The organism is Pseudoalteromonas sp. CO325X (assembly GCF_004208955.1).
Classification (GTDB): Bacteria; Pseudomonadota; Gammaproteobacteria; order Enterobacterales; family Alteromonadaceae; genus Pseudoalteromonas; species Pseudoalteromonas ruthenica.
The window spans coordinates 64,342-87,508 of record NZ_SGPG01000010.1 but is presented as its reverse complement, the minus strand read 5'-3'; the positions used below and the strand labels follow the sequence as shown (position 1 = coordinate 87,508).

Genomic DNA, 23,167 nt, shown 5'->3' with positions numbered 1-23,167 from the left:
GCTTTTTTATGACTTATTTCAGTGCATTAAATTTGCATTAAAGAGGTAAATTGCGGTGTGACTTGGCAAAATTTTTCTGATACAACAAAGGTGAAGTAACAGGAATGAGGAAAAACCATGTGTTCAATCTTTGCCGTGCTGGATATAAAATCTGGCGCCCAAAAGCTGCGCGAGCAAGCCATAGATATGTCCAAGCTATTACGTCACCGGGGCCCCGATTGGTCTGGTGTTTACAGTAGCGATAATGCCATTTTGGTGCATGAACGACTGGCCATCGTCGGTGTTCAAAGCGGGGCTCAACCTTTGTATAACGCCGATCGAAGTCATGTTTTGGCAGTCAACGGCGAAATTTATAACCACCAACAGCTCGCTGAGGCGCTAACAATCGATTTTGACTTTCAAACGCAAAGCGATTGCGAGGTGATCTTAGCCTTATACGAACAACAAGGCAGTGACTTTTTAGATGACTTAAACGGCATCTTTGCCTTTTGTTTGTATGATGAGCGCAAAAATAAATACCTGATTGGCCGCGATCATATCGGTATCGTGCCCCTTTACACAGGTCGCGACGAGCAAGGCAACTTTTATGTTGCCAGTGAGCTTAAAGCACTGTCACCTATTTGCAATCATATTGAAGAATTCCCTCCGGGCCACTACCTTGACAGTGATATAGGAGAGTATCGCCCCTACTATCAACGCGATTGGCAGCACTTTGACAACGTCAAGAATAATCCCGCAGAAGCCAAAGCCGTACGTGAAGGTTTGGAAGCAGCGGTAAAACGCCAGTTAATGTGTGATGTTCCCTACGGCGTATTGCTATCTGGCGGGCTCGATTCGTCGGTGATCTCAGCAATAACACAAAAGTTTGCCAGTAAACGCATAGAAGATAATGACGCCAGTGATGCATGGTGGCCTCGCCTACATTCATTCTCCATTGGTCTGGAAGGGTCGCCCGACTTAGCCGCCGCAGAGCAAGTCGCCAAACAAATAGGCACCATTCATCACCCCATTCACTTTACAGTGCAACAAGGCATTGATGCCTTAAAAGAAGTGATCTATCACTTAGAGACCTATGATGTCACCACCGTACGCGCGTCCACCCCCATGTATCTGATGGCACGGCAAATTAAAGCCATGGGCATAAAAATGGTGCTCTCCGGAGAAGGCGCCGATGAGCTATTTGGTGGCTATTTGTATTTTCATAAAGCTCCCAATGCACAAGAGTTCCATGAAGAACTTAATCGTAAAGTCTCTAAATTGCATATGTTCGACTGCCTGCGAGCGAATAAATCAATGGCAGCATGGGGAGTGGAAGCCAGAGTGCCGTTTTTGGACAAAGAATTTGTCGATACTGCCATGCGTATCAACCCTGAGGCGAAAATGTGTAAAGACGGGAAAATAGAGAAGCACATTATTCGCCAAGCCTTCGAAGGCTACTTACCCGACGATGTGCTGTGGCGACAAAAAGAGCAGTTCTCCGACGGCGTTGGCTATAGTTGGATAGACTCACTCAAGGACTATGTCGATACCCAGGTTAGTGATATTGATATGGCCAATGCCCACTATCGTTTCCCACTAAACACGCCACAAACCAAAGAGGCGTACTTCTATCGCAGTATTTTCAGTCAACACTTCCCTGGAGAAGCGCCAACCCGGTGTGTGCCTCATGGCAAATCCGTGGCTTGTTCAACCCCTGAGGCTTTAGCCTGGGATGCATCTTTTGCCGATAACGCTGACCCGTCAGGTCGAGCAGCCAACACTCACCAAGCGGCCTATGCAACGCCCAAAGCATAGGCTGTATCCGGCAAAATCAAAGCTTGCGCTGCGCTTGAGTAAACGCTTTGGCTGCAGCGCGCTTTACTTTGCCAAGGTATTCAGTCAGCTATCGGGCCGGGGGGCCAACCCCAGTTGGGTGTTTGATGGGCCACGCTTACAAGCCCATCACTGCCGTCATATTTCAATGCGCTTAGCGCCTGTGATGTGCACCTTTGTGACTAACCACGCTCGTTCACAAGTGATCCAATGGTGGCAAAATGGCCACGCTGTGCGCCGCTGTGGTCACGGCACGCTCGCTCACATTGCGTGCAGCGCCAATGGCAAATCAATGTGCTCCAAAACGGAGCCTCTCAGGGGCGGGCTCGCTGTCAACGCTCAAGCAATGTTAACCTTTGACGCGCTTGAAGCACGCCCTTGCAATGACAACATCTTATCAAAAATCGTAAACCTGCCTTTGACCTTCACTGGCAGCGAACCTTTTGGCTATGATTTCATACAATGTGACAGCGACGATCTTCGCTTCCTTGAAGTGGATTTAGAGCACCTTGCTACGCGCCGCAACGCGCTGATCGTCATCAATAAGCCAAGTCACCTTCAACGACATTGGCAATGTCGCTACTTTGCGCCGCAATTCGGTAACCCGGAGGACTTGGCGACCGCATCAGCCCTCGCCGTGATAGCGCCCTGGCTGCACCGTCATTATGGTCTCAATACCGCAATCATCCACCAGGGTTCGAGTCGCCTTAGCTATAAGTTATCGGGTCAATATGTGCGTATTTTTGCCAAGGTGTTAGCGCTGCGGCTTCACTAAACACAGCGCAAAATCCCCTTGCGAATCGCACCAACTATCAACCAAGGTCAATCCGGCATTGCCAATCAAGGAACTAAAGCTCGCTAACGTGTACTTATGCGAATTTTCGGTGTGAATGGACTCTCCTGCACGAAGCGTAAAACGCTGTTCTCGCACACTGATGCAGGTGTCTTGATTCGCCACCAAGTGCATTTCAACGCGGTGTTGTTCACTGTTGAAGCGGGCCTCATGGCGAAAGTGCTCTAAGCACAGATGTGCGCCTAGCTCGCGCGCAATACGCGTCAGTAGATTACGATTAAACGCAGCGGTAACCCCTTCTCTATCATCATAGGCGGCCAATAATCTCGGTGTCGCTTTAATTAAATCAATACCAATGAGCACACGGCCATCTTGACCACACAGCGTACGTAAATTATGCAGCACTTCAATTGCATGGATGGGGGAAAAGTTGCCTAAGGTTGAGCCTGGGAAAAACACCACATTATTGCTGCTATTCAGGCCATGCTGTTGCACTAACGCCTTGATGGTCGGGCCATGGGTAAAGTCACCATGCAGTGGGTGGATGTTTACGTGGGCAAAGCGCTGGCGCAAACGCTGCTGAGTATACAGCAACATTTCAGTGGAAATCTCCATTGGTATAAAGCCATTTACGTCAGGCATATTATCCAGTAAATACGCGACTTTCTGGCCCGAGCCGCAGCCGGGTTCGATCACGGTTGCCTGTGTCGGTAAGTGCGCGACGATGTCCTGCGCATACTGTGCCAGTAAGGCCAATTCTGTGCGCGTAAGATAGTACTCTTGCAGCGCCGTGATCTGCTCAAACAATTGCGCACCAAAGTCGTCGTACAGGTATTTGCATGGCAGCGTTTTTTGACTTCGCGATAGACCATCAATAACGTCATCCAAAAAGCTCTGACGGCAGGTGAATGGCAATGCATGGTTACTCATAGATTCTGTCCTTGGCGAGGCGAATGCCACTACACATCCACCGTTGATGGGGGTAAAAAAAGTTGCGATACGTTAATCGCGTATGCTGCTTGGGGGTGAAATACGACCCACCTCTGAGCACCTGCTGATTCACCATAAACTTTCCGTTATATTCCCCGGCATCGCCCGCAAATGGCCGAAATCCAGGGTATGGCTGATAGCTACTTAAAGTCCACTGCCAAGCGCAGTCATCAATTTGTGCGATATCACAATGACCTGCTTGAGCTTGCTCCATGGCCCACTCCCACTCAAACTCACTTGGCAACCGCGCACCTTTAAATTGGGCGAAGGCACTGGCTTCATAAAAGCTGATGTGACGCACTGGTGCATTCATCGCAAGCGGGATTAATCCTTGGGGGGTGAATTCATACCAATTGTTATTCTGGTAGCGCCAATACAGCGGCGCTTTTATCTGCTGGCGCTGTAACCAACTAAAGCCATCACTGTGCCAAAACTCACTGCGCTGATAGCCTTGTGCGTCGATAAAGGCCAGATAGTCTGCGTTGGTGACAAGATGTGATGCAATGGAAAACTCATTAATATGGACGCGGTGACGGGGCCGCTCATTGTCAAAACTAAAGCCCGTTTGCGCCCCTATTTGCGCATCTGTGCTAGCAAAATCCAGCCACTGCCTGGGTTGCTCGTTCGAGGGACACACTAAGTGCTCGTCTAAAGTCGGGTACAGCGGATTAACACTGAAGTTATAAAGCATATCCATGCGCATTAACTCTTGGTGCTGCTGTTCATGCGCAATCCCTAAATTGACCCACTCTGCGCACCCATCGCTATCATGCTCAAGGGCAGCAACAACGTGGTTATCAACCCAGTGGCGATAATCCATCACTTGGCGCAATGAAGGACGAGATAACACGCCCCGTTGAGGCCGTGAGAACTGCTCACCGATACCTTGATAATAGGAATTGAACAACACCTTGAAATCAGGATGGAAAGGCTCAGAAACAATCTTTTTTGGTGCAAGTAAAAATGTTTCAAAGAACCAGCTGGTGTGCGCCAAGTGCCATTTCATTGGGCTGACATCAGCCATTGCTTGAATTTGACAATCTTCAGCACTGAGTTTTGCCACCAAGGCTTCGCTGTTTTCACGACACTGGCGGTACTGCTCTATCAACGCATGGGTTGTTTTGGTCACGACACGCACACCTTAAATTATTGTTGTTGTATTTGAGCTTGGTTCCTAAAGCCTAGACGAGCCTCAGTAATTTTCCATTCCCTTGTTTGTAATCGATTATTTACACATCAGTTGTGAACTTAGCAGCAAAAAGTTGCACCAAGGTGGCAGCTAAGAGACACTTTTGTGGCACTAAAATAACAACTAGGAACTCTAGATTATGCGTTTTCGCTCTCTAAGCGCCCTCGCGCTCGCTGTTGCTGCCTCACCGGCACTGGCAGACGAAGGTATGTGGCAACCTCACCAGCTTCCGGAATTGGAATCTGTGTTAAAGCAAAAAGGGTTAGAAATAGACCCTAAGAACATCTCTAAGCTCACCGAATTCCCGATGAATGCAGTTATCAGCTTAGGGGGGTGTACAGCCTCATTTGTGTCGCCTAAAGGTTTAGTCGTCACCAACCATCACTGTGCGTACGGCTCCATTCAATATAATTCCAGTGCCGATAACAATATTCTGGAAAACGGCTTTTTAGCGGAAAAGCCTGAACAGGAATTACCTGCCGCCCCTGGCTCTCGAGTGTATGTAACCGAGCAAGTCACTAATGTCACTGACAAAGTGAACGCCCGGTTAAACGATGATATGGATGGTAATACTCGCTACAAAGCCATCGAAAAAGCAGAAAAATCGCTGGTGGCTGAATGTGAAAAAGACGTGGGTTACCGCTGTAACGTCTATACCTTCCATGGTGGATTGGAATATTACCTGATTAAAGCACTGGAAATTAAAGATGTGCGTTTGGTTTATAACCCAGCCATGGGGATTGGTAAATATGGCGGTGATATTGATAACTGGATGTGGCCACGTCACACCGGCGACTATTCATTTTACCGTGCCTATGTCAGTAAAGACGGCCAACCTGCAGAGTACAGCGAAGATAATGTGCCGTTCACTCCAGATTCTTACCTGAAAGTCAGTGCCAAAGGCGTTAAAGAGGGTGATTTTGTGATGGTTACCGGTTACCCAGGGCGCACCAACCGTTACCGCACTGCCTCTGAAGTGGCACACCAATTTACCCATGTGTACCCTACTGCTAAAGCCTATCGTGAACAAAGCATTGATATCATAAAGGCGCAGGCCCCTGAAGGCTCACAAGCACGTATTGCCTACGAGAGTACTTTGGCTGGACTGGCTAATTATGCGAAAAACTATGGTGGCATGATTGACTCCTATCAAAACACTGATATGCAAACACGCAAAGATGCTTTGGCGCAAAAACTCGCGACTTGGATCAAGGCGGACAACGCGCGTCAGTCACGCTACGGTGATACCCTTACCCAGCTCAATGAGCTGGTAAAGCAATCGCAAGCAACCAGTGAACTGGACTTGATTTTAGGCTACATGGGCCGCAGTGCCATGCTCTCTAGTGCGCAGCGTTTATACCGCCTAGCCAATGAGAAACAATTGCCTGATGCTGAGCGTGAGCCTGGCTACCAACAGCGCGATCAAGCTCGTTTTGAAGCGCGCATGACCAGCCTATCTCGTCGTTACGACGACACTGTGGATAGCGCCATCCTCGCCCACTTTATCGACCTTTATGCACAACTGCCGCAAGCGCAGCGTATTGCATCTTTAGATAAAGCCTTGGGGATTGATAAGGGTTATGATAGCGAGGCCATGCGCCAGCGCATCGACTCTTGGTATGCTAAGACCGAGCTTAACGAACAGCAAGCTCGTATCGATTGGATGAGCAAATCAGTATCAGAGTTCAAACAAAGCGACGATCCGTTTTTGGCCATCGCTGTAGCCACCTATGATGATATGCGCAGCCGAGAAAAGGCGAAAAAGGCGCTCAGCGGTGAATTGGCTAAAGTACGTCCGCAATATATGGCGGCCATTATTGCCTTTTATCAAGAGCAAGGGTTACCCGTCTATGCCGATGCCAATAGCACCTTACGCGTGACTTATGGCACAGTGAAAGGCTACTCACCTAAAGACGCGCTGACCTATACGCCGTTTACAACCTTAGAGGGCATCGCACAAAAGTACACTGGCGAGGCGCCTTTTGATGCACCGAAAAAGCAAATGCAGCTAATTGCCGACAAACAATATGGTGAATACCAAATGTCGTCGCTTGGCTCAGTGCCGGTCAACTTTTTAAGCACCGTTGATACCACAGGTGGTAACTCAGGCTCACCGACATTAAATGGTAAAGCTGAATTAGTCGGCCTGCTGTTTGACGGTGTAAGTGAAAGTATTATCGGTGATTGGGACTATGATCCTAACCTCAACCGCTCCATTCATGTAGACACTCGCTATATGCTGTGGGTCATGGAGCATGTGGATAACGCCGATAACCTACTTGCTGAAATGGATATCGTTCGATAATTTGCAGTGAAATTATTTTTACTCATAAGCGCCTTCGGGCGCTTTTTTGATCGCCCCTTGAAACATCCCCGTAATGTATAAGATTCAAGCTGTTAGACAATTGGTGATTTACATTTACATTTTTGCTTCTAAACTAGTGTAAGTGATATGGGGCCTATTTTAGTTAGTCTACAAACCACCTTTTTTGTGCGCTGGCACGCAGGGTAACTCACATAGGTCTAAGCTCTAAGGGCATTATGACAATAACTAGAGGTATGCATGAGTGAACATCATGATAAGTATAGTATAGAAAATACCGACTACACCGTCGGCCAGGACAACGTGCAGAAATGGGGGTTTGATGTCCATAACCCTGTTTTTGGCGTGAGTGCTGGCCTTATTTTGGTGTTTTTAATCGCCATTTTAGTGACCGACCCGGCCACCGCCAAAGGGGCACTAGATGGTATCAAATGGGATATTATCGGCAACTTTGACGCCTTGTTTATGTGGGCGGCGAACATTTTTGTCATCTTCTGTTTAGCATTAATCGTCTCTCCTTACGGAAATATCCGCTTAGGTGATGAAAGCGCCAGACCAACTCACTCACGTATTTCTTGGTTAGCGATGTTATTTGCAGCCGGTATGGGGATTGGCTTGATGTTTTGGGGCGTCGCAGAGCCGGTTGCCTATTTCACAGGCTGGTATGAAACTCCCCTTGGTGTTGAAGCAAACACACCCGAAGCAGCTAAGGTCGCTATGGGGGCAACCATGTTCCATTGGGGTTTACACCCTTGGGCTATCTATGCAGTTGTCGCGTTATCTTTAGCTTTCTTCGCCTACAACAAGGGCTTACCCCTCTCTATTCGCTCTATTTTCTACCCGTTATTGGGCGATCGCGCTTGGGGCTGGCCTGGTCACATCATTGATATTTTAGCTGTTCTTGCGACTTTATTCGGTCTTGCTACCTCTCTAGGTTTAGGCGCTCAACAAGCCTCTGCAGGGATTAACCATGTGTTTGGCAGCGATGGCGATATTGGCATGCAAGTGGCCGTTATCGCGGGCGTGACCTTGTTAGCCATTGTCTCAGTAGTGCGCGGTATTGATGGTGGCGTAAAGCTGCTCAGTAACGTTAATATGGCCATCGCTTTTGCATTGCTGGTGTTCGTTGGTTTGGTGGGTTTTGCCGCAGCAATGGGCAATGTGCCCAATACCATTATGGGATATATTGAAAACATTATTCCACTTAGTAATCCGCACGGTCGCGAAGACGAAGCCTGGCTCCATGGTTGGACTGTGTTCTACTGGGCATGGTGGATTTCTTGGTCACCGTTCGTTGGCATGTTCATCGCGCGTGTATCCGAAGGCCGTACAATTCGTGAATTCTTAACTGCTGTATTGCTGATCCCTACGCTCGTTACAGTATTGTGGATGTCTATCTACGGTGGTATTGCTATTGAACAAGTTATTGATGGGGTTGGTACCTTAGGTGAGAAAGGCTTGACTGAAGTTCCTCTGGCGATGTTCCAGATGTTTGAACAACTGCCTATGGCAAGTGTCCTTTCTTTTATCGCCATTGTTTTAGTATTGGTATTTTTCATCACCTCATCTGACTCTGGCTCTTTGGTTATCGACTCGATTACCGCCGGCGGTAAAGTAGATGCACCTGTTCCTCAGCGTATATTCTGGGCAACCGTGGAAGGTGCCATTGCCGCTGCATTGCTATGGATTGGTGGTACTGAGGCCATAGAGGCGCTGCAAGCCGGTGCTATATCCACAGGCCTCCCCTTTACCATTGTGCTATTGCTAATGTGTGTAAGCTTAATTTTAGGCCTGCGCACCGAGCCCCGCCCTGGTAAATAGTTAACCTAAGTAAAACGCCGCAATATTGCGGCGTTTTTTTGTATTTAGGGTGTCACTTCCATAACTGCGACAGCGGTGTGTCAGGGCGATAATGATAACGCAACTGCGCTTGCAGTAATTCGGCGGTCGCAAGAGCATCTGTCAATGCGTTATGACCCTGATAGGCCGGCAGATTATAGCGCAGCCGAGTGTCCCCCAAGCGCAAAGAGCCAATCTTATCTTTAAATAGCCGACCTAATAAGCCACGACGTGCTAGTAGCGCTTGGTGCTCAACATCCATGGTATCAATTAACGCAAACTCGATCCCCTCACCTATGCGCCGCTCTAATGCATTGAAGAAGAACGGCCGCTCAATCGCATGGTAGTGAACCACGGCTACATGCCCAGCGAGAGCCTCAATTACAGGCGCTAATACGGCGGTTAAATCCGGAGCATTAGCAATTTCAGAATGGGTAATACCGTGAATAACAATGGACGATTCTGCCAGTTGCTGGCTTGGCTTGACCAACCAATGCCCCGATCGTTGGCAATAAATGCGATGCCAACTAAACGGCACCACACCAATACTGACAATATCATCGTTGCGAGCATCTAAACCTGTGGTTTCAAAATCTAAAGCCGCAAATGGCACATGTTCTAAAGGGGTATCTCCAGCGGGGATACCAGCTTGATAAAACTGCCTCAGTTGCGGCGACTGGCATTGTTTCGCTAGTGCTTGATAACGCGATGGCCAATCAAGCAAAGACGCTTTGTTAGCCATTACTTCAACCCAGCGCCGTTTTGATAGCGGAATTTTAAGAAGCTTTGTGCTTTTTCTAAAATCGCAAAAGCCTCTTTGAGGTTTCGTTGCTCAAAAGGCGATAGCAAATGCGGGTCTAAGTGGTTGTCCGGTGATTCGCCTTGCTCTATTTGCCATGCTTGGTGACGAATACGGGTCATGGCAATGTATTCAAGTGCATCGCGCAGATCCTGTGCCTTGCCTTCAGGCAATAGCTTCGCTTCAATAATATCTTCTAGGCGTTCAAAAGAGTTTTGCTTACGCGAGCTGACCGCTAAGGCATGGACCCGCACCACGTCAGTCAACGGCGCTGTACCACGGCGTTTAAGGTTAATTGAGCGCTTGTGTTCACCATCATGTTCGAGTACGAACCCTTTAAAAAACCCCAGTGGCGGAGTTCTATTTCGCGCATTGGAGGCGATGTTAGCAAGGAAGCGACGGTTTGCTTTGGCTTCTTTAGCAATAAAGGATTTTAGTGCGTCGGCCCATTTAGTTTTGCCCCACACGCCATCGAGGTCAAAAAAGATAGAGCAATGCAGTAGCGCCTGAGGTTTAGGCTCAGCTATCCACGATGCAAATGTGTCTCGCCACTGCGAGCGTGTAAGGCGCCATTTTTTAAACGATGCCATAATTTCACCCTCGCAATAGCTGTACCCGCACGCAGCGAGCCCATCACAGACAAAGTCCGCCAGCGCTTGAAAGTACTCGTCATGCTGCGCTTCATCAAAGCTGTCATCAAGAATAATGGCATTGTCTTGGTCCGTCACTATCAATTGTTCATCTCGCGCCATTGAACCTAACGCGATAAAACAATAAGGGATAGGAGGAGGTCCTAGCTTTTCTTCTGCTAATGCTAACAGCCGTTGTTTAAACGTACGACCAATCACCGCCATCGCAGTGCCTATCATATGTGAATTGGCATCTTCATTAACCATACGCACAAACACAGAGGGTAATTGCCGAGCGTAATGAGTGAGGTCTTCAACGCTTTGCTGCGCGAGGATACCGCGCACTAACAATAGGCTACTTTGCGACTCATAGCGCAAAATATCAGAAAGTGAAATGACACCGATTGGCCGACGTTTATGCAATACCGGCAAATGGTGCAAGTTATCACGCAGCATCGCTAACACGGCTTCAAAGACATAGTCGTTGGCATCTAACAGCGTAAGGTTAGTCGACATAACTTGCTCAGCAGCGATGTCTAAAGACTGCCCCTGCGCCACAACCTTAGTGCGTATATCGCGATCTGTAATAATACCCACGACTTGCCCATCATCTTCTTCTGGGTCATCGCTAAGAGGCTTGTTGGCATCAGTCACCAAGACACTGGATACGCTCTCTTGGGTCATCAAAGCCGCAACCTCCTGGACACTGGCCGTGGTGCTTACAGTAACCACATCACGATGTAATAACACCTTGAGTTTGGCGGTAGTCAAATCATTACTATCAGCTTGCTCAACAACGGCTTGGTGCAAACGAACATTGCCATCTGCTTCAAAATAATCCGCAAATGGCTCAAATTTATCGCAATAGTCACTAAATAGCTCAACACTAATGCAGTACACCAGCGTGTCTTCCATTGCTTTGACGGGAAAGCGCACTTTACGGTTCATCAGTAAGCCCATTTGGCCAAAGATCCCGCCTTCGTCCATACGGTTGTACAAGTCCCCATTGCGCCGATACGACTCTACTGAGCCACTGCGGATCACGTACAAATCGGAAATATCATCGCCATAGTTGAGAATGTCAGAGCCGGCACGGAAATAAGCTACCTCAACCTGTTGAGCAAGATTATTAAGGGCATCTTCGGGGAGATCGTCAAAGGGTGGATGGGCACTCAAAAATTGTGCAATTTCGATTTGCTCAGCTTGCATAGTGCTGCCTTTAAAGGTGCTAATACACTGAGCTTAATACAAAATTGCTGAAAAAAAAATGTCCGCACCGGGTGCGGACATTTATTTATTAATGCGCTTGTTCTAATTCCTGCGCCAATTGTTTGCTTTCATCACCTCGTGGCGAGGTGAAACGCGCCAGTCCTAAGTAAATCACCGGAGTGAGGAATAAGGTAAATAGCACCGCTAACGCCAAACCGCCGAAGACCACCCAACCGATGGCATTGCGCGCTTCAGCCCCTGCACCAGTGGATAAAATCAGTGGTAAGGCCCCCAATAAGGTGGACACTAAGGTCATCGCAATAGGGCGTAAACGCACCAGCGCAGCACGCTCAACCGCCTCTCGCACAGGGTGTCCTCGGTCACGCAGTTGATCGGCAAACTCCACCAGCAAGATTGCGTTTTTAGCAATCAAGCCAATCAGCATCACTAAACCAATCTGCGAATAGATATTCAGCGACGTACCGGTTAGATACAGAGCTAAAATCGCCGACGTGATACCGAAAGGCACTGTGATCATCACCACCACAGCACTGTTAACACTTTCGAATTGCGCTGCCAGTACCAATAACACAATGACAAAGGCCAAGACATAGGTCATCAGTACTTCATTAGCCGTTTCTTCAAAGGTTAATGCCTCGCCTTTGAATGCCAAAGTGATGCCACTGGGCAAGTGCTGCTGCGATAAGTCTCGCAACTGCTCAACAAGCTGCGCCATTGGCATTTCCGGTGGCAGCTCCATATCCATTTCTATGGCGCGGCGCTGCGCATGGCGCTCCAGCTCTGCAGCTACCCCCTCTTCGCTGATATTAGCAACCGAGCTCAACGGCACCAATTGACCATTGCTGGCACCAACATACAGATTTGCTAGGTCGCTAGGAGAATTGATAGTACGATTTTGTGCTTGCAGCATAATCGGGATAGATTGGTCACCGACATTTAAATCCGCCACGTCGTCGCCATTGATGGCTGCGCGTAAGGTGATGGCAATGTCACTTAGATCAACACCCAGCTCTTGTGCCCGACGGCGATCGATATTAACTCGCAGCTGCGGCTGCGACGGCTGATAAGAAATGCGTACTGGCGCCACTTGTGGGATAGCCTTTTCCACTTCAGCGGCGAATTGTTGGGCAGCAACAAAAATTTGCTCATAGTCTTGGCCCAATAATGCCAGCTCGACCCCACCCCCTTGACCGCGCAGATTCAAACTATTAGAACCAAATGCGCGCGCTGGTGCGCCGGGGATATCGCCTAATGGCCCGCGAATTTTGTTAATAATTTCCTGTTGGCTAAAATGACGCTCATCCCAATGCTTTAATGGCACAGTGATAAAGGTAATATTCGGATCCCACTGCCCAACCACGGTGTAGATAGATTCAATTTCGCCACTTTCGACGTAAGGCAACAGAATATCTTCCATTTCCTTGGCTTGGCGGTCCATAAAATTGAGACCGACACCATCAGGCCCACGAGCAAAAATACGAATTTTACCTCTGTCTTCACTCGGTAAAAGCTCATTCTCTAGTTGCGTATACAGTGCCCCCGACGCCACTGCCACCAAAGCACAGGCAATTAACGTAAGCCAAGCATGGTTAAGTACTTTGTGGATACACCAGTTGTAAACATTAGCCAGCGCCTGCCCTACTTTGCCAAACACATGTTTGCCGCCGCTTTTTAATTTTAGTTTCGATGTCAAAGCAGGCACTAAGGACAACGCCACAAAGCTGGATATAATGACTGCCCCGGCTAATACACCACCAAATTCACGAAATAATTTTCCTGCGGTAGAGGGCAAAAATGCGATGGGTACGAAAACAGCGGCTAACACGGCGGTTGTTGCCACCACGGCAAAGAACACCTCGCGCGTTCCCACTACAGCAGCCGCACGACGCCCAAGGCCCAAGCTTCGTTGGCGCTGAATATTTTCACTGACAACAATGGCATCATCCACTATCAACCCGGTCGCTAATACCAGGGCCAGCAAGGTTAAAATATTAATAGAAAAGCCCAGTGCCCAAATCAGCGCTAACGACCCCACCAGCGCCACAGGAATGGCGAAGGCCGGAACTAAGGTGGCACGCCATGAACCAATAAACACCCATAAGGTAATGACCACCAAAATCACGGTGAGCACCAAAGAATTCAACACCTCATCCACTGAGCTGCGGATAAACTGAGCATCATCCGAGGTCAGTGTGAAAGTCATCTCAGGGAAACGCTCACGCATTTGAGTTAATAGCGATAGCACTTCATCAGAAATTTCGATGGTATTAGATTGGGCTTGGCGGATCACTTCCATGCCTATTACAGGCTGGCCATCTAAGCGCACCATGGAGCGTGGGTCGGCCGGGCCAAAATAGACCGCTGCGATATCGGCAATGCGGGTATCATCGCCGACGATAATATCGCCCACCTGCTCGGCCGTGACCGAAGTGGCATCGGCGCGCACGATTAATTGCTGATCATTCGATTTTAAGCTCCCCGCCGGCACATCAAAGGGCGCTTGGCGCAGGGCATCAGCAACATCGGGGACAGTCAGGTTAAAGCTGCTCAGTTTAAGTGGGTCGATACGCACTCGCAGCACCCGCTCTCGGTCGCCATTGAGGCGTACATCAGCGACACCGGGAATGGTCAGAAATTGCGGTGCTAAATCAGTCTCAACTCGCTCTGTTAGCGCTTCCAAGGACAACGCCTCACTGCTGACCGTCAATGACACCACCGCCTCAGCGTCATTATCGGCTTTGATTATTGAAACACGCTCGACCTCTTCAGGGAGTTCGCGTTGAACCCGTGCCACCGATTCTCGCGTTTCGTTCGCGGCATCATCAAGGTTCACACCTGGGCGAAACTCGACCACGATACGAGAACTGCCTTCCTCACTTTGTGCACGAATTGACTTTACGCCACTTACGCGGGCTACTGCGCCCTCAAGCTTGCTCGTCACTTCCGTATCGACCGTTTCCGGAGAGCCACCAGGGAAAGACGCTGACACAGTAATACGGGGGCGGTCGACATCGGGTAGCTCACGCACCTCAACGCCTGCAATAGCGGCAATGCCGGCAATAATAATGAGTAGGTTGAGTACGACGATGAGGACCGGGCGGCGAATCGCCATCGACGGCAAGTCTTGGATGTGGGCAGATGTTTGCTCGCTCATCACTTACTCCTTGCGTGCCAATGCGGGTTGCTCAAAGCGCACACTTTGCTGAGGTCGTAAGCTTTGTACCCCTTCGACTATGAGGTAATCACCGGCATTTAAATCACCGCTTACAAGCAAACGCCCGGATAACCGTTGCGCTATTTTTACATCAACGCGAGTGGCTTTGTTATCGACGCTTTTCCACACATACGGGCCCGTTGCCCCCCATAACAGAGCGGCTTCTGGGACAACCGAATAAGCCTGCCCTTGCATCTTTAGATTGACACGAAAACCCATGCCCGGGATAAACTGTTCATTGTCGTTGGCTATTTTTGCTTTGACACGAATGGTGCGGTTTTGCGCATCGATTCGTGAGTCCATATAAGCGATATCGGCACTGAGTTGTTTTTGCGTGTGCCATGGTACCACGGTGACACTGGCACCATCGCGCAGCATAGGCACAGCTGCTTCTGGGGCTTTAAAGTTAATGTACAAGGCACTGATATCATCAATACTCGCAATCGCGGTTTGCTCGGTGATGCGATCGCCGACTTCCACGTCGGTCAGCCCCATTACTCCACTGAAAGGAGCGCGCACTTGACGGTCTTGCAACTCTGCTTTTGCCACTTGCAGCGCCACTTTGGCTAAGTCTCGCTGCGTCAGCGCATCGTCACGTTCGCTTTTAGGGATAGCACCTTTAGCGAAGCTGTCTTCTAAGCGTTTTAATGTTCGCTCTGCATCAGCTAATTGTATTTGCGCTTCTTGAAGCGCCGCACTTTGCAAGCGTGAATCAAGCTCCAATAGCAAGTCGCCAGCCTGCACTTCATCCCCAGGCTGAAAATACACACCGGTGACGCGGTCCCCCACTGCTGGGTAAAGCACGACCGAGCGAATCGCCTCCGTACTGCCGACCGCCTGAACTTGCTGCTGTGCTCGCTCTTGGCTTACGGCATTGACGACCACACGCTTGCCCTCAGCGGCCAGCGCATTGCTAGATACTATGAAACTACAAATTAATGCACAAAATACCTGCTTCAAGGAACTCCACCTTCATTATTGTTGTTGGCCACAACCATTGGCCGCTTTAAATTAATACTCTGTGTACGTAGTGTAACAGCTCTGTGATCAGCCTTGACGCTAAGCTCGGTCAGTGACCACTGTAATGCGACTAATCGCTTCCCCTTTTTGGGAAATACAATACATAGCGTTATTGAATCACACATAGCTGCAGACTCATGCTGACTTTGCATATCTTTACTTTGTGGATAATCAAGGGGTGATTGTTAGGCTCGACACCGGGTGGATGCGGAAATAAACGCTACTTTGAGCCAATAACTTAGCTCAAAGCACGTCCTCTTTTGTCACTGGCTTTTGCGCCGCTATCTCCTGCGCTTGTTGCTTATCTTGTGCATCTGCGTCTATTCCCTGCTGCTGGTGGCCCTGCTGCGGGGAGAAAGTAAGTGAAGCGTACAATGGGAAATGATCTGAGCCAATATTAGGCAGTGGCCGAATCTCATTTAAGGTGAAATGGCGAGAGTGAAATAAGTGATCCAACGGCCAGCGCACCAAGGGGTAATCAGCATGAAAGGTATTAAATAACCCGCGACCTATACGCGGGTCTAACAGGCCGCTGACTTTTCTAAATAACCGTGTAGTACGCGACCAAGCGACATCGTTTAGATCGCCGGTTATAAGCGTCGGTATCGATTGCTCAGCCACACGTCGAGCCACCACCAATAATTCAGCATCACGGGGAGTAGAATGGCTATTTTCAGTGGGACTCGGTGGCGCTGGATGAAGGAAATGCACCCGCACTTTATTCCCTGAGCGCAGTACCAAGTCGCCATGAATAGATGGCACATCATCCTCGACTAAATAACGTATCTCATTGTTTTCTATGGCTAAGCGCGAATAAACATGCATACCATAGAGGTTATCCAACGGACACTTTATACTATGCGGTCTTTGCGCTAACAACACATCCAGTTGGTCCTGCCACCATTGGTCAGACTCCAAAGTGATCACCACGTCGGGGTTATGTTCATGAATAAGCGCAAGCAGAGCTTTGCTATTGCGGTTGGTCATGAGCACGTTAGAAACCAAAATACTTAGGCTGTTGTCACTATCTTGGCTCTGACAACTATGCACTTCTTTACGCCACACTGGCGTATACGGTAACACCCACCATAATTGCCATAGCAAGCAACCGAGCGTCGCGGTGACCATGAGCCAAGATGCAGTGCTTGCAAAAGAAAGAAAGTATGCTTGCAATATTAGTAAAAGAGTCGCGATGGTCGCAAACTGTAAACGCGGGAAATCAAAACCCCGAACACTCCAATGACCGATAGGTAATAGGGGTAAACAGGTCGCTAAAACGAGAAACAAAGTGACTACCCCAAGCGCCTCAAACATGGCCTTTCCTTCTAATTGTTTTAATTCGGCTTTGCGCCCTGCACAGCTTTTTATAAAAGCACATAAGCTTATGAAAAAAAAGTGCGTTATATACAGTTGATGGTGATAGGTAGGTCGTTGTGGTCGTCACGACGATAAAGACTGCTCATTGATTAATAGGCTCTTTACTTTATGTGCTTTTTCAAAATGATCGAGCCGATGGGTGTGAATCCACCAAGTAGCCGCCTCCATCAGCAGCTCTGGGTCATCATTTTTATTTTTGAAAAAAGCGTAGAAAGATAACCCTACCTGCTCCCCTTTGCGCGCTATTTGTTGCTCGCATTTAGCTATCATTGTGCTGCGTAATGTCGCTCTCATCATCCTTGCTCTTTAAAACGAAAAAGGAAGCGTTCAACACTTCCTTTTCGGTGGCTAATTATTTGCTCGCGGCGCGTTGCTGTTCTTTGAGCTTTTGCTTTTGCTCTTTGCGCTTTTGTAGCATTTCTTGGGCCTCATGGCCAATATGACCCTCACCACGCTGCTTCGCCAAGTCAATTTGCTTTTGACGCTCTGCAAAACGTTGGCGCTGCTCCTCGCTCAAACTGTCATGACAGTGATGACAAGACACACCCTGCATGTACTGCGGCTTTTGCTTATCGTCTTCAGTAATAGGCATACGACAGGCATGACATTGGTCGTATTGACCCTTGTTTAGGTCATGATCCACAGCAACACGGTTGTCGAATACAAAGCACTCACCTTCCCACATGGTCTCTTCCTTAGGCACTTCTTCTAAGTACTTAAGAATACCGCCCTCAAGGTGGTAGACCTCTTCAAAACCCTGCTCTTTCATATAAGCTGTGGATTTTTCGCAGCGAATACCGCCAGTACAGAACATGGCTACTTTTTTGTGCTTTTTAGGGTCAAGGTTTTGCTCCGCCCAATTTGGAAATTCGCGGAACGTTTTTGTTTGCGGATCAACGGCATTTTTAAAGGTACCAATTTCTATCTCGTAATCGTTACGGGTATCCACCAACACCACTTCAGGGTCGCTTATCAACGCGTTCCAATCCTTAGGTTTCACATAGGTGCCCACCACTTCTCGTGGGTCAATACCTTCAACACCCATGGTGACTATTTCTTTTTTCAGCTTCACTTTGGTGCGGTAGAAAGGACATTCATCGTCAAAAGACTCTTTGGTAACGATATTAGCGAGGTTAGGTTGCTTATCAAGCCACCCTAGTAAAGCATCAATCCCTTCGCGTTTACCCGCGACCGTACCGTTGATACCCTCTTTGGCAAGCAGTAACGTACCACGTACGTCATTGGCAAGCATGACATCTAAAAGAGGTTGACGAAGTTGTTCGAAATCAGGCAGCGCAACAAACTTATACAGCGCGCACACGACGTATTGATCAGACATAGTAACTGTTACCTTCAGTGCTTTTAAAACGAAACCGAATCGTAAATCCGGCGCAATGGTCGGCGTATTTTACTGATTGTGGTGAAAAACGCAAAATTCACTGCCAGTGAACTGTCTCATTACGTTATAATAGCGGTGGATAAACTGTAATTTTGGAGAGTTAATTTGCAATTTAGTGATTTGGGTATCGATTCTCGACTGTGTGGGCAACTAACGCATCAAGGTATTACCACGCCCACCGATATCCAAGCGCAGGCCATACCCTTGGCACTCGCTGGCCATGACTTATTTGCGCAATCAAAAACCGGGTCAGGTAAGACGCTTGCCTTCTTATTACCTGCAGTGCAACGGGTTATGAAGCAGCGGGCCCTATCAAAGCGCGACCCCCGTGTAGTAATTGTCACCCCGACTCGCGAGTTAGCGTCACAAGTATACTCACAGCTACGTTTACTGATAGCCGGAACGGCACTGTCGGGAACAAAAGTGATTGGCGGTGAGAACTTTAACGACCAAGTTAAGGCGCTGCGCAAGAATCCACATTTTGTGATTGGCACGCCAGGGCGAATTGCCGACCACCTTGATGGCCGCTCATTACAATTAGGCGGCCTGGAATTGCTCATTTTTGATGAGGCCGACCGCATCCTTGACCTCGGTTTTACCGAGCAAGTTGAGCGTATCAATGCGGCCGCAGATCATCGTCTGCGCCAAAGCCTTTTGTTTTCAGCTACTTTGGAGCACGCTCAGGTCGGTGCGCTCTCGCGTAACCTATTACGCAACCCTAAGGGCGTGACCATTAGTGCCGCCACAGATGAGCATAGCGATATCTCACAGCATCTGTATTTGGCGGATCACCTCGACCATAAAGAGGCCCTGCTCGATCACTTTATTGCCCAAGAGAATGTTGGTCAGTGTATTATTTTTACCGCCACACGAGATGATACCGAGCGCTTGTGTAACAAGCTCACAGCGCAAGGTTTTAAGGCCGTCGCTCTCGCGGGTACGCTGGCGCAAAGCAAACGGCTGGATATTATGGATGCCTTTAGCCGTGGGCTATACCAAGTGTTGGTTACCACCGACGTGGCGTCACGGGGCCTCGATTTGCTTAACGTCACCCATGTAATCAATTTTGACTTGCCAAAACATGCGGAAGAATACATTCACCGTATTGGTCGTACTGGCCGCGCGGGCTTTAAAGGTCATGCCATTTCATTAGTGGGGCCGAAAGATTGGCAAAGTTACCTAGCGATAAACCAATTTATGCGCCGTCCTTTGCCGTTCAGTGAAGTGGAGGGGCTAGTCGGCAAGTTTAAAGGCTTTACTCGTCCAAAACCGCCAGCGAATACAAAGAAAAAGCCCCAGGATAAAACTAAGCCAGCAACATCTAAAAAACCTCTTGCTAAGCGCAAGAAAAGTAAACCTATGCAGGTAAAAGTGGCGCAACCCGCACCGTTTGATCCGAACAGCATGGGCGTAAAACGCAAGCCTAAAAAAAATAACGACACAGAGAGCGAATAATGAGTGAATTAGGTCAATGGCAAACGCTGTTTGTTGAGGAAGTCGCAGGCGAAGGCGCGTATTTGCGAAGCACCGAACTCGGTGAAGTATTTTTACCTGCCTCTGAGCTGCCCGATGATTTACAGCAAGGTGATAGCTTAGGCGTATTTGTCTATTTAGATAGTATGGGCCACGCCACCGCAACTCGAAAAAAACCATTAGCGCAAGTGGGCGATTTTGCTTTTTTACAAGTTAAACAAGTCAACAAAACCGGCGCCTTTTTAGATTGGGGTCTGGATAAAGACTTGTTGGTACCCTTTAACGAACAAAAACCCCGAATGCGAGAGGGAAATAGTTATTTAGTAAAGCTCTACCTGGACAATGCCTCCAAACGTATTTGTGCATCCAGTAACCTCAATAAATTCGTCGGTCACGCAAAGCCTCGTTACCAGCTCAACGATGCCGTTGACATCATGGTGGCTGCTAAAACCGACTTAGGCTACAAAGTGATTGTCGATGATAGTCATTGGGGACTTATTTTTCATAATCGCGTACATCGTCCGCTTTACGTTGGTCAACAGCTTAACGCGTTCGTCTTGCAGTGCCGCGAAGATGACAAGCTTGATATTGTCTTAGAAAAGCAAGGGATAGCAAAGCTAGACCCGCTTAAAGAGCAAATACTGCAAGCGTTAAAAGACGGTAGTGGCGTGTTGCCGCTTGGAGATAAATCTGCGCCGGAGGCCATAAAACGCCAGTTTGGCACCTCAAAAGCGAACTTTAAAAAGGCTATTGGTGGTCTGTTTAAAGATCAACTTATTGATATCGAGGCCACACGAATCACATTAAAAACGCGACCTTAAGTCGCGTTTTCACGTAGATTAGTAGGATTGATAACGAAGGTCATCATAAGGCAATGCGCAGCGTACATAACGCTTAGAATAATCAAGCAATTCTGAGCGGTTACTAATACTCAACGGAGCAAGCCGAAAGATACGCCCTTCACACTCTACACGCTTAATATCATGGCCTTCCATACAATTACCCACTGAACGCCCAGATTCCAACAGCATTGCTTCATTATTGGCGCAAATCGCATAGACACGTTTTGCCAACGCCTCTTTCAGAGCAAATAGATCCACATCTTGGTATTCTACCTGTTCAATCAACAGCGCCAGTGCGCGCGCATTACTTTCTGCGGTGCTCTGGCGATGATAATAGTAACCTGCGGCCACAATGAGGGCTATCAGCAGAATGTATTTCACCTTAGTCTCCTAGACTCTCATTAATCTCAGTTAATACCGCAACTGGATCAGCAGCTTGCGTGATTGGACGACCAATAACCAGATAGTCGCTGCCGCTCGCAACGGCTCGCTCTGGTGTCATTATACGTTTTTGGTCCCCGGCATCGCTTCCTGCTGGGCGGATCCCTGGTGTCACCAGTGTAAACTCTGACCCCAACTGTGATTTTAATAACTGCGCTTCTTGCGCTGAACAAACTACACCATCAAGACCAGCCTGATGTGCAAGCTTGGCTAGATACAATACTTGTTCTTGTGGGGATTTATCAATACCTAATTGTTTTAATTGTATTTCATCCATACTGGTAAGGACGGTCACCGCGATCAGTAACGGCGCTTTGTCACCGAAAGGAGTCAATGCTGCTTTCGCCTTTTCCATCATTGCCACACCGCCACTGGCATGCACATTAACCATCCATACCCCTAATTTTGCAGCCGCAGTCACCGCTTTAGCAACAGTGTTAGGAATATCATGGAATTTCAAATCGAGAAATACATCGAAGCCCAAATCCACCAATTGTTTGACAAAACCGGGACCAAACAACGTAAACATTTCTTTGCCTACTTTTAAGCGGCAAGTGCTAGGTGATAATTGCTTTACAAAAGCTAAGGCTTTGTCTTGGTCGTCATAATCTAAGGCGATCAATACTTTTTTAGAATCAACAGAGCTCATTTTTTTCCTGTTTAAAAACCATCAAGCCCACGGCTTGGCTGTATAGACTCCCAGTGTCGACATGAAGGACATAACCAGTAATGGCTATGGCTTTCAAAACCACAATGCTGACATTGATAGTCTGCCTTGGTGTCTATATATGATTGGATCAGTTTATCTATGGGGTTTAATGCCTCATCGAGTTGGGCATTTTGACCAGCCAATAATTGTAACAGAAAACGAAAGCCACGGATATTCGGCTGTTTCTTCAAGCTTTTGGTGAGAAACTCCATAGCCGCTTGGTTTTCGCCTCGTGTTAATAAATGCTGGCAATAATGAATTTTAAGAAGGACACCGCCTTGCTCTACCAGCTCACTCAACAATTGCTCGAACTGTTGCTGTAAGTTCAAATGATGATAGGCGTTGGCTAGCTTATCAATCACTAACGGTGAGCAGCGGGTAAATTGAGTGACTAAGTCACGCCAATAGTGAATTGCTTGCACATAGTCTTCCCGTTGATAAGCCTGTAACCCAAGTTCATATAAGGGCCGAATACTCGGCTCGCCTACTCCTAAGGCTTGTGACATCAACTCTGTTTGCTGACTGTTAAGGGCTGCCTCACAGTAAAAATTAGCAATCGCAATACGTTGTTGGCTGTGAATGAATAAATGGGCATGACGTTGGTATAACTCAACGCCTTTTTGCCACTCTCGCGTTTGTGAGTATAAGGTGATCAGCGGTTCAATGGCCTGCTGACGCTTCCCTTTAACAAGGATAAGTAGGTGCTCTTCTGCGCTATCAAGCAATCCAGCCAAGATATAGTCCTGTGCTAACTCTAAGCGACTTTCAGTGAGCTGATCTTGATTTAAGTTAGGGTGCTCAAGTAATAACTCATGAATCTTGATGGCGCGGTCAAGCTCGCCCCGCTTGCGAAATAATGCCGCTAAGGTCAAGTAATGCTCAACCGAGTCCGCAGAGACCTCGAGTAATTGAATAAGGTGTTCAAGGCCTTGATCCTCTTCCCTATCAAGCAGGTACTTAAGGCCTTTACTGTATTCGGCGGTGATTTTGCGATTATGTTGATGGGCTTGGTTTTTGGCACTGTTTTTACCCATTATCCAGCCGTAGCCCGCAGCTACAGGCAAGAGTAAAAACAACAGTTCAAGCAT

Annotated in this window: 18 protein-coding genes; 6 read left to right on the top strand and 12 right to left on the bottom strand. The window is 48.2% G+C overall.

What is annotated here, in order from left to right; genetic code table 11:
* The first annotated feature begins 117 nt into the window (after positions 1-117).
* Both asnB and EXT46_RS03735 read left to right on the top strand, forming a co-directional pair.
* Entirely contained in the window at positions 118-1,794 is a 1,677-nt protein-coding gene (asnB, locus tag EXT46_RS03740; protein ID WP_130145294.1) for an asparagine synthase B, read from the top strand.
* Positions 1,775-2,587 carry a PhzF family phenazine biosynthesis protein gene (locus tag EXT46_RS03735; protein ID WP_165381049.1) on the top strand — a complete coding sequence of 271 codons (813 nt, stop codon included), beginning with the start codon at positions 1,775-1,777 and terminating at the stop codon, positions 2,585-2,587. The genes asnB and EXT46_RS03735 overlap by 20 nt, the downstream gene beginning before the upstream one ends.
* Here the strand turns inward: EXT46_RS03735 and egtD are convergent.
* Both egtD and egtB read right to left on the bottom strand, forming a co-directional pair.
* Complete coding sequence (gene egtD / locus EXT46_RS03730) at positions 2,567-3,535, bottom strand: L-histidine N(alpha)-methyltransferase (protein ID WP_130145290.1); 969 nt, start codon at positions 3,533-3,535, stop codon at positions 2,567-2,569. The two genes, EXT46_RS03735 and egtD, sit on opposite strands and share 21 nt — an antisense overlap.
* A complete protein-coding gene (egtB, locus tag EXT46_RS03725) occupies positions 3,528-4,724 on the bottom strand; it encodes an ergothioneine biosynthesis protein EgtB (protein WP_240701078.1) in 1,197 nt (398 codons plus the stop codon). The genes egtD and egtB overlap by 8 nt, the downstream gene beginning before the upstream one ends.
* A 199-nt stretch (positions 4,725-4,923) precedes the next feature.
* Here egtB and EXT46_RS03720 point away from each other — a divergent pair, with 199 nt between their 5' ends.
* Together EXT46_RS03720 and EXT46_RS03715 are read left to right on the top strand one after the other, a co-directional pair.
* Positions 4,924-7,089 (top strand): S46 family peptidase, encoded by a 2,166-nt coding sequence (locus EXT46_RS03720; protein WP_130145286.1) that lies wholly within the window; start codon positions 4,924-4,926, stop codon positions 7,087-7,089.
* 258 nt (positions 7,090-7,347) lie between these two features.
* Positions 7,348-8,928, top strand: a complete 1,581-nt coding sequence (locus tag EXT46_RS03715) for a BCCT family transporter (RefSeq protein ID WP_130145284.1) — start codon at positions 7,348-7,350, stop codon at positions 8,926-8,928.
* A 52-nt stretch (positions 8,929-8,980) separates the two neighbouring features.
* Here the strand turns inward: EXT46_RS03715 and EXT46_RS03710 are convergent, their stop codons facing one another.
* The 7 genes from EXT46_RS03710 to EXT46_RS03680 all read right to left on the bottom strand — a co-directional run bounded on the left by EXT46_RS03710 (position 8,981) and on the right by EXT46_RS03680 (position 18,554).
* A complete protein-coding gene (locus tag EXT46_RS03710; protein WP_130145282.1) occupies positions 8,981-9,688 on the bottom strand; it encodes a 3'-5' exonuclease in 708 nt (235 codons plus the stop codon).
* Positions 9,688-11,583, bottom strand: coding sequence for a DUF294 nucleotidyltransferase-like domain-containing protein (locus EXT46_RS03705; protein WP_130145280.1), 1,896 nt, complete (start codon positions 11,581-11,583; stop codon positions 9,688-9,690). The genes EXT46_RS03710 and EXT46_RS03705 overlap by 1 nt, the downstream gene beginning before the upstream one ends.
* A gap of 88 nt (positions 11,584-11,671) precedes the next feature.
* Positions 11,672-14,758, bottom strand: a complete 3,087-nt coding sequence (locus tag EXT46_RS03700; RefSeq protein WP_130145279.1) for an efflux RND transporter permease subunit — start codon at positions 14,756-14,758, stop codon at positions 11,672-11,674.
* A gap of 3 nt (positions 14,759-14,761) precedes the next feature.
* Positions 14,762-15,778 carry an efflux RND transporter periplasmic adaptor subunit gene (locus EXT46_RS03695; RefSeq protein WP_130145277.1) on the bottom strand — a complete coding sequence of 339 codons (1,017 nt, stop codon included), beginning with the start codon at positions 15,776-15,778 and terminating at the stop codon, positions 14,762-14,764.
* A 303-nt stretch (positions 15,779-16,081) separates the two neighbouring features.
* Positions 16,082-17,152 (bottom strand): endonuclease/exonuclease/phosphatase family protein, encoded by a 1,071-nt coding sequence (locus EXT46_RS03690; RefSeq protein WP_130145275.1) that lies wholly within the window; start codon positions 17,150-17,152, stop codon positions 16,082-16,084.
* Positions 17,153-17,278: 126 nt separating this feature from the next.
* Complete coding sequence (locus EXT46_RS03685; protein WP_053911322.1) at positions 17,279-17,509, bottom strand: DUF6500 family protein; 231 nt, start codon at positions 17,507-17,509, stop codon at positions 17,279-17,281.
* A gap of 58 nt (positions 17,510-17,567) precedes the next feature.
* Positions 17,568-18,554 carry a rhodanese-related sulfurtransferase gene (locus EXT46_RS03680; protein ID WP_022943844.1) on the bottom strand — a complete coding sequence of 329 codons (987 nt, stop codon included), beginning with the start codon at positions 18,552-18,554 and terminating at the stop codon, positions 17,568-17,570.
* A gap of 165 nt (positions 18,555-18,719) precedes the next feature.
* Here EXT46_RS03680 and EXT46_RS03675 point away from each other — a divergent pair, with 165 nt between their 5' ends.
* Together EXT46_RS03675 and EXT46_RS03670 are read left to right on the top strand one after the other, a co-directional pair.
* Positions 18,720-20,069, top strand: a complete 1,350-nt coding sequence (locus EXT46_RS03675) for a DEAD/DEAH box helicase (protein ID WP_045978736.1) — start codon at positions 18,720-18,722, stop codon at positions 20,067-20,069.
* On the top strand, positions 20,069-20,908 hold the full coding sequence (locus EXT46_RS03670) for a S1-like domain-containing RNA-binding protein (protein WP_130145273.1): 840 nt from the start codon (positions 20,069-20,071) through the stop codon (positions 20,906-20,908). The genes EXT46_RS03675 and EXT46_RS03670 overlap by 1 nt, the downstream gene beginning before the upstream one ends.
* Before the next feature lie 18 nt (positions 20,909-20,926).
* Here the strand turns inward: EXT46_RS03670 and EXT46_RS03665 are convergent, their stop codons facing one another.
* Genes EXT46_RS03665 through lapB form a run of 3 tightly spaced genes read right to left on the bottom strand, consistent with a single transcriptional unit; the run spans position 20,927 to position 23,167 of the window.
* Complete coding sequence (locus EXT46_RS03665; protein WP_022943841.1) at positions 20,927-21,310, bottom strand: hypothetical protein; 384 nt, start codon at positions 21,308-21,310, stop codon at positions 20,927-20,929.
* A gap of 1 nt (position 21,311) precedes the next feature.
* Entirely contained in the window at positions 21,312-22,019 is a 708-nt protein-coding gene (gene pyrF, locus EXT46_RS03660; protein WP_130145271.1) for an orotidine-5'-phosphate decarboxylase, read from the bottom strand.
* Positions 22,020-22,030: 11 nt separating this feature from the next.
* Complete coding sequence (gene lapB, locus EXT46_RS03655; RefSeq protein ID WP_130145269.1) at positions 22,031-23,167, bottom strand: lipopolysaccharide assembly protein LapB; 1,137 nt, start codon at positions 23,165-23,167, stop codon at positions 22,031-22,033.

Coding starts and splice junctions, on each gene's coding strand:
- asnB (WP_130145294.1), top strand. CDS start 118: ATGTGTTCAATCTTTGCCGTGCTGGATATAAAATCTGGCGCCCAAAAG.
- EXT46_RS03735 (WP_165381049.1), top strand. CDS start 1,775: ATGCAACGCCCAAAGCATAGGCTGTATCCGGCAAAATCAAAGCTTGCG.
- egtD (WP_130145290.1), bottom strand. CDS start 3,535: ATGAGTAACCATGCATTGCCATTCACCTGCCGTCAGAGCTTTTTGGAT.
- EXT46_RS03720 (WP_130145286.1), top strand. CDS start 4,924: ATGCGTTTTCGCTCTCTAAGCGCCCTCGCGCTCGCTGTTGCTGCCTCA.
- EXT46_RS03715 (WP_130145284.1), top strand. CDS start 7,348: ATGAGTGAACATCATGATAAGTATAGTATAGAAAATACCGACTACACC.
- EXT46_RS03710 (WP_130145282.1), bottom strand. CDS start 9,688: ATGGCTAACAAAGCGTCTTTGCTTGATTGGCCATCGCGTTATCAAGCA.
- EXT46_RS03705 (WP_130145280.1), bottom strand. CDS start 11,583: ATGCAAGCTGAGCAAATCGAAATTGCACAATTTTTGAGTGCCCATCCA.
- EXT46_RS03700 (WP_130145279.1), bottom strand. CDS start 14,758: ATGAGCGAGCAAACATCTGCCCACATCCAAGACTTGCCGTCGATGGCG.
- EXT46_RS03690 (WP_130145275.1), bottom strand. CDS start 17,152: ATGTTTGAGGCGCTTGGGGTAGTCACTTTGTTTCTCGTTTTAGCGACC.
- EXT46_RS03685 (WP_053911322.1), bottom strand. CDS start 17,509: ATGAGAGCGACATTACGCAGCACAATGATAGCTAAATGCGAGCAACAA.
- EXT46_RS03680 (WP_022943844.1), bottom strand. CDS start 18,554: ATGTCTGATCAATACGTCGTGTGCGCGCTGTATAAGTTTGTTGCGCTG.
- EXT46_RS03670 (WP_130145273.1), top strand. CDS start 20,069: ATGAGTGAATTAGGTCAATGGCAAACGCTGTTTGTTGAGGAAGTCGCA.
- pyrF (WP_130145271.1), bottom strand. CDS start 22,019: ATGAGCTCTGTTGATTCTAAAAAAGTATTGATCGCCTTAGATTATGAC.
- lapB (WP_130145269.1), bottom strand. CDS start 23,167: ATGCTTGAACTGTTGTTTTTACTCTTGCCTGTAGCTGCGGGCTACGGC.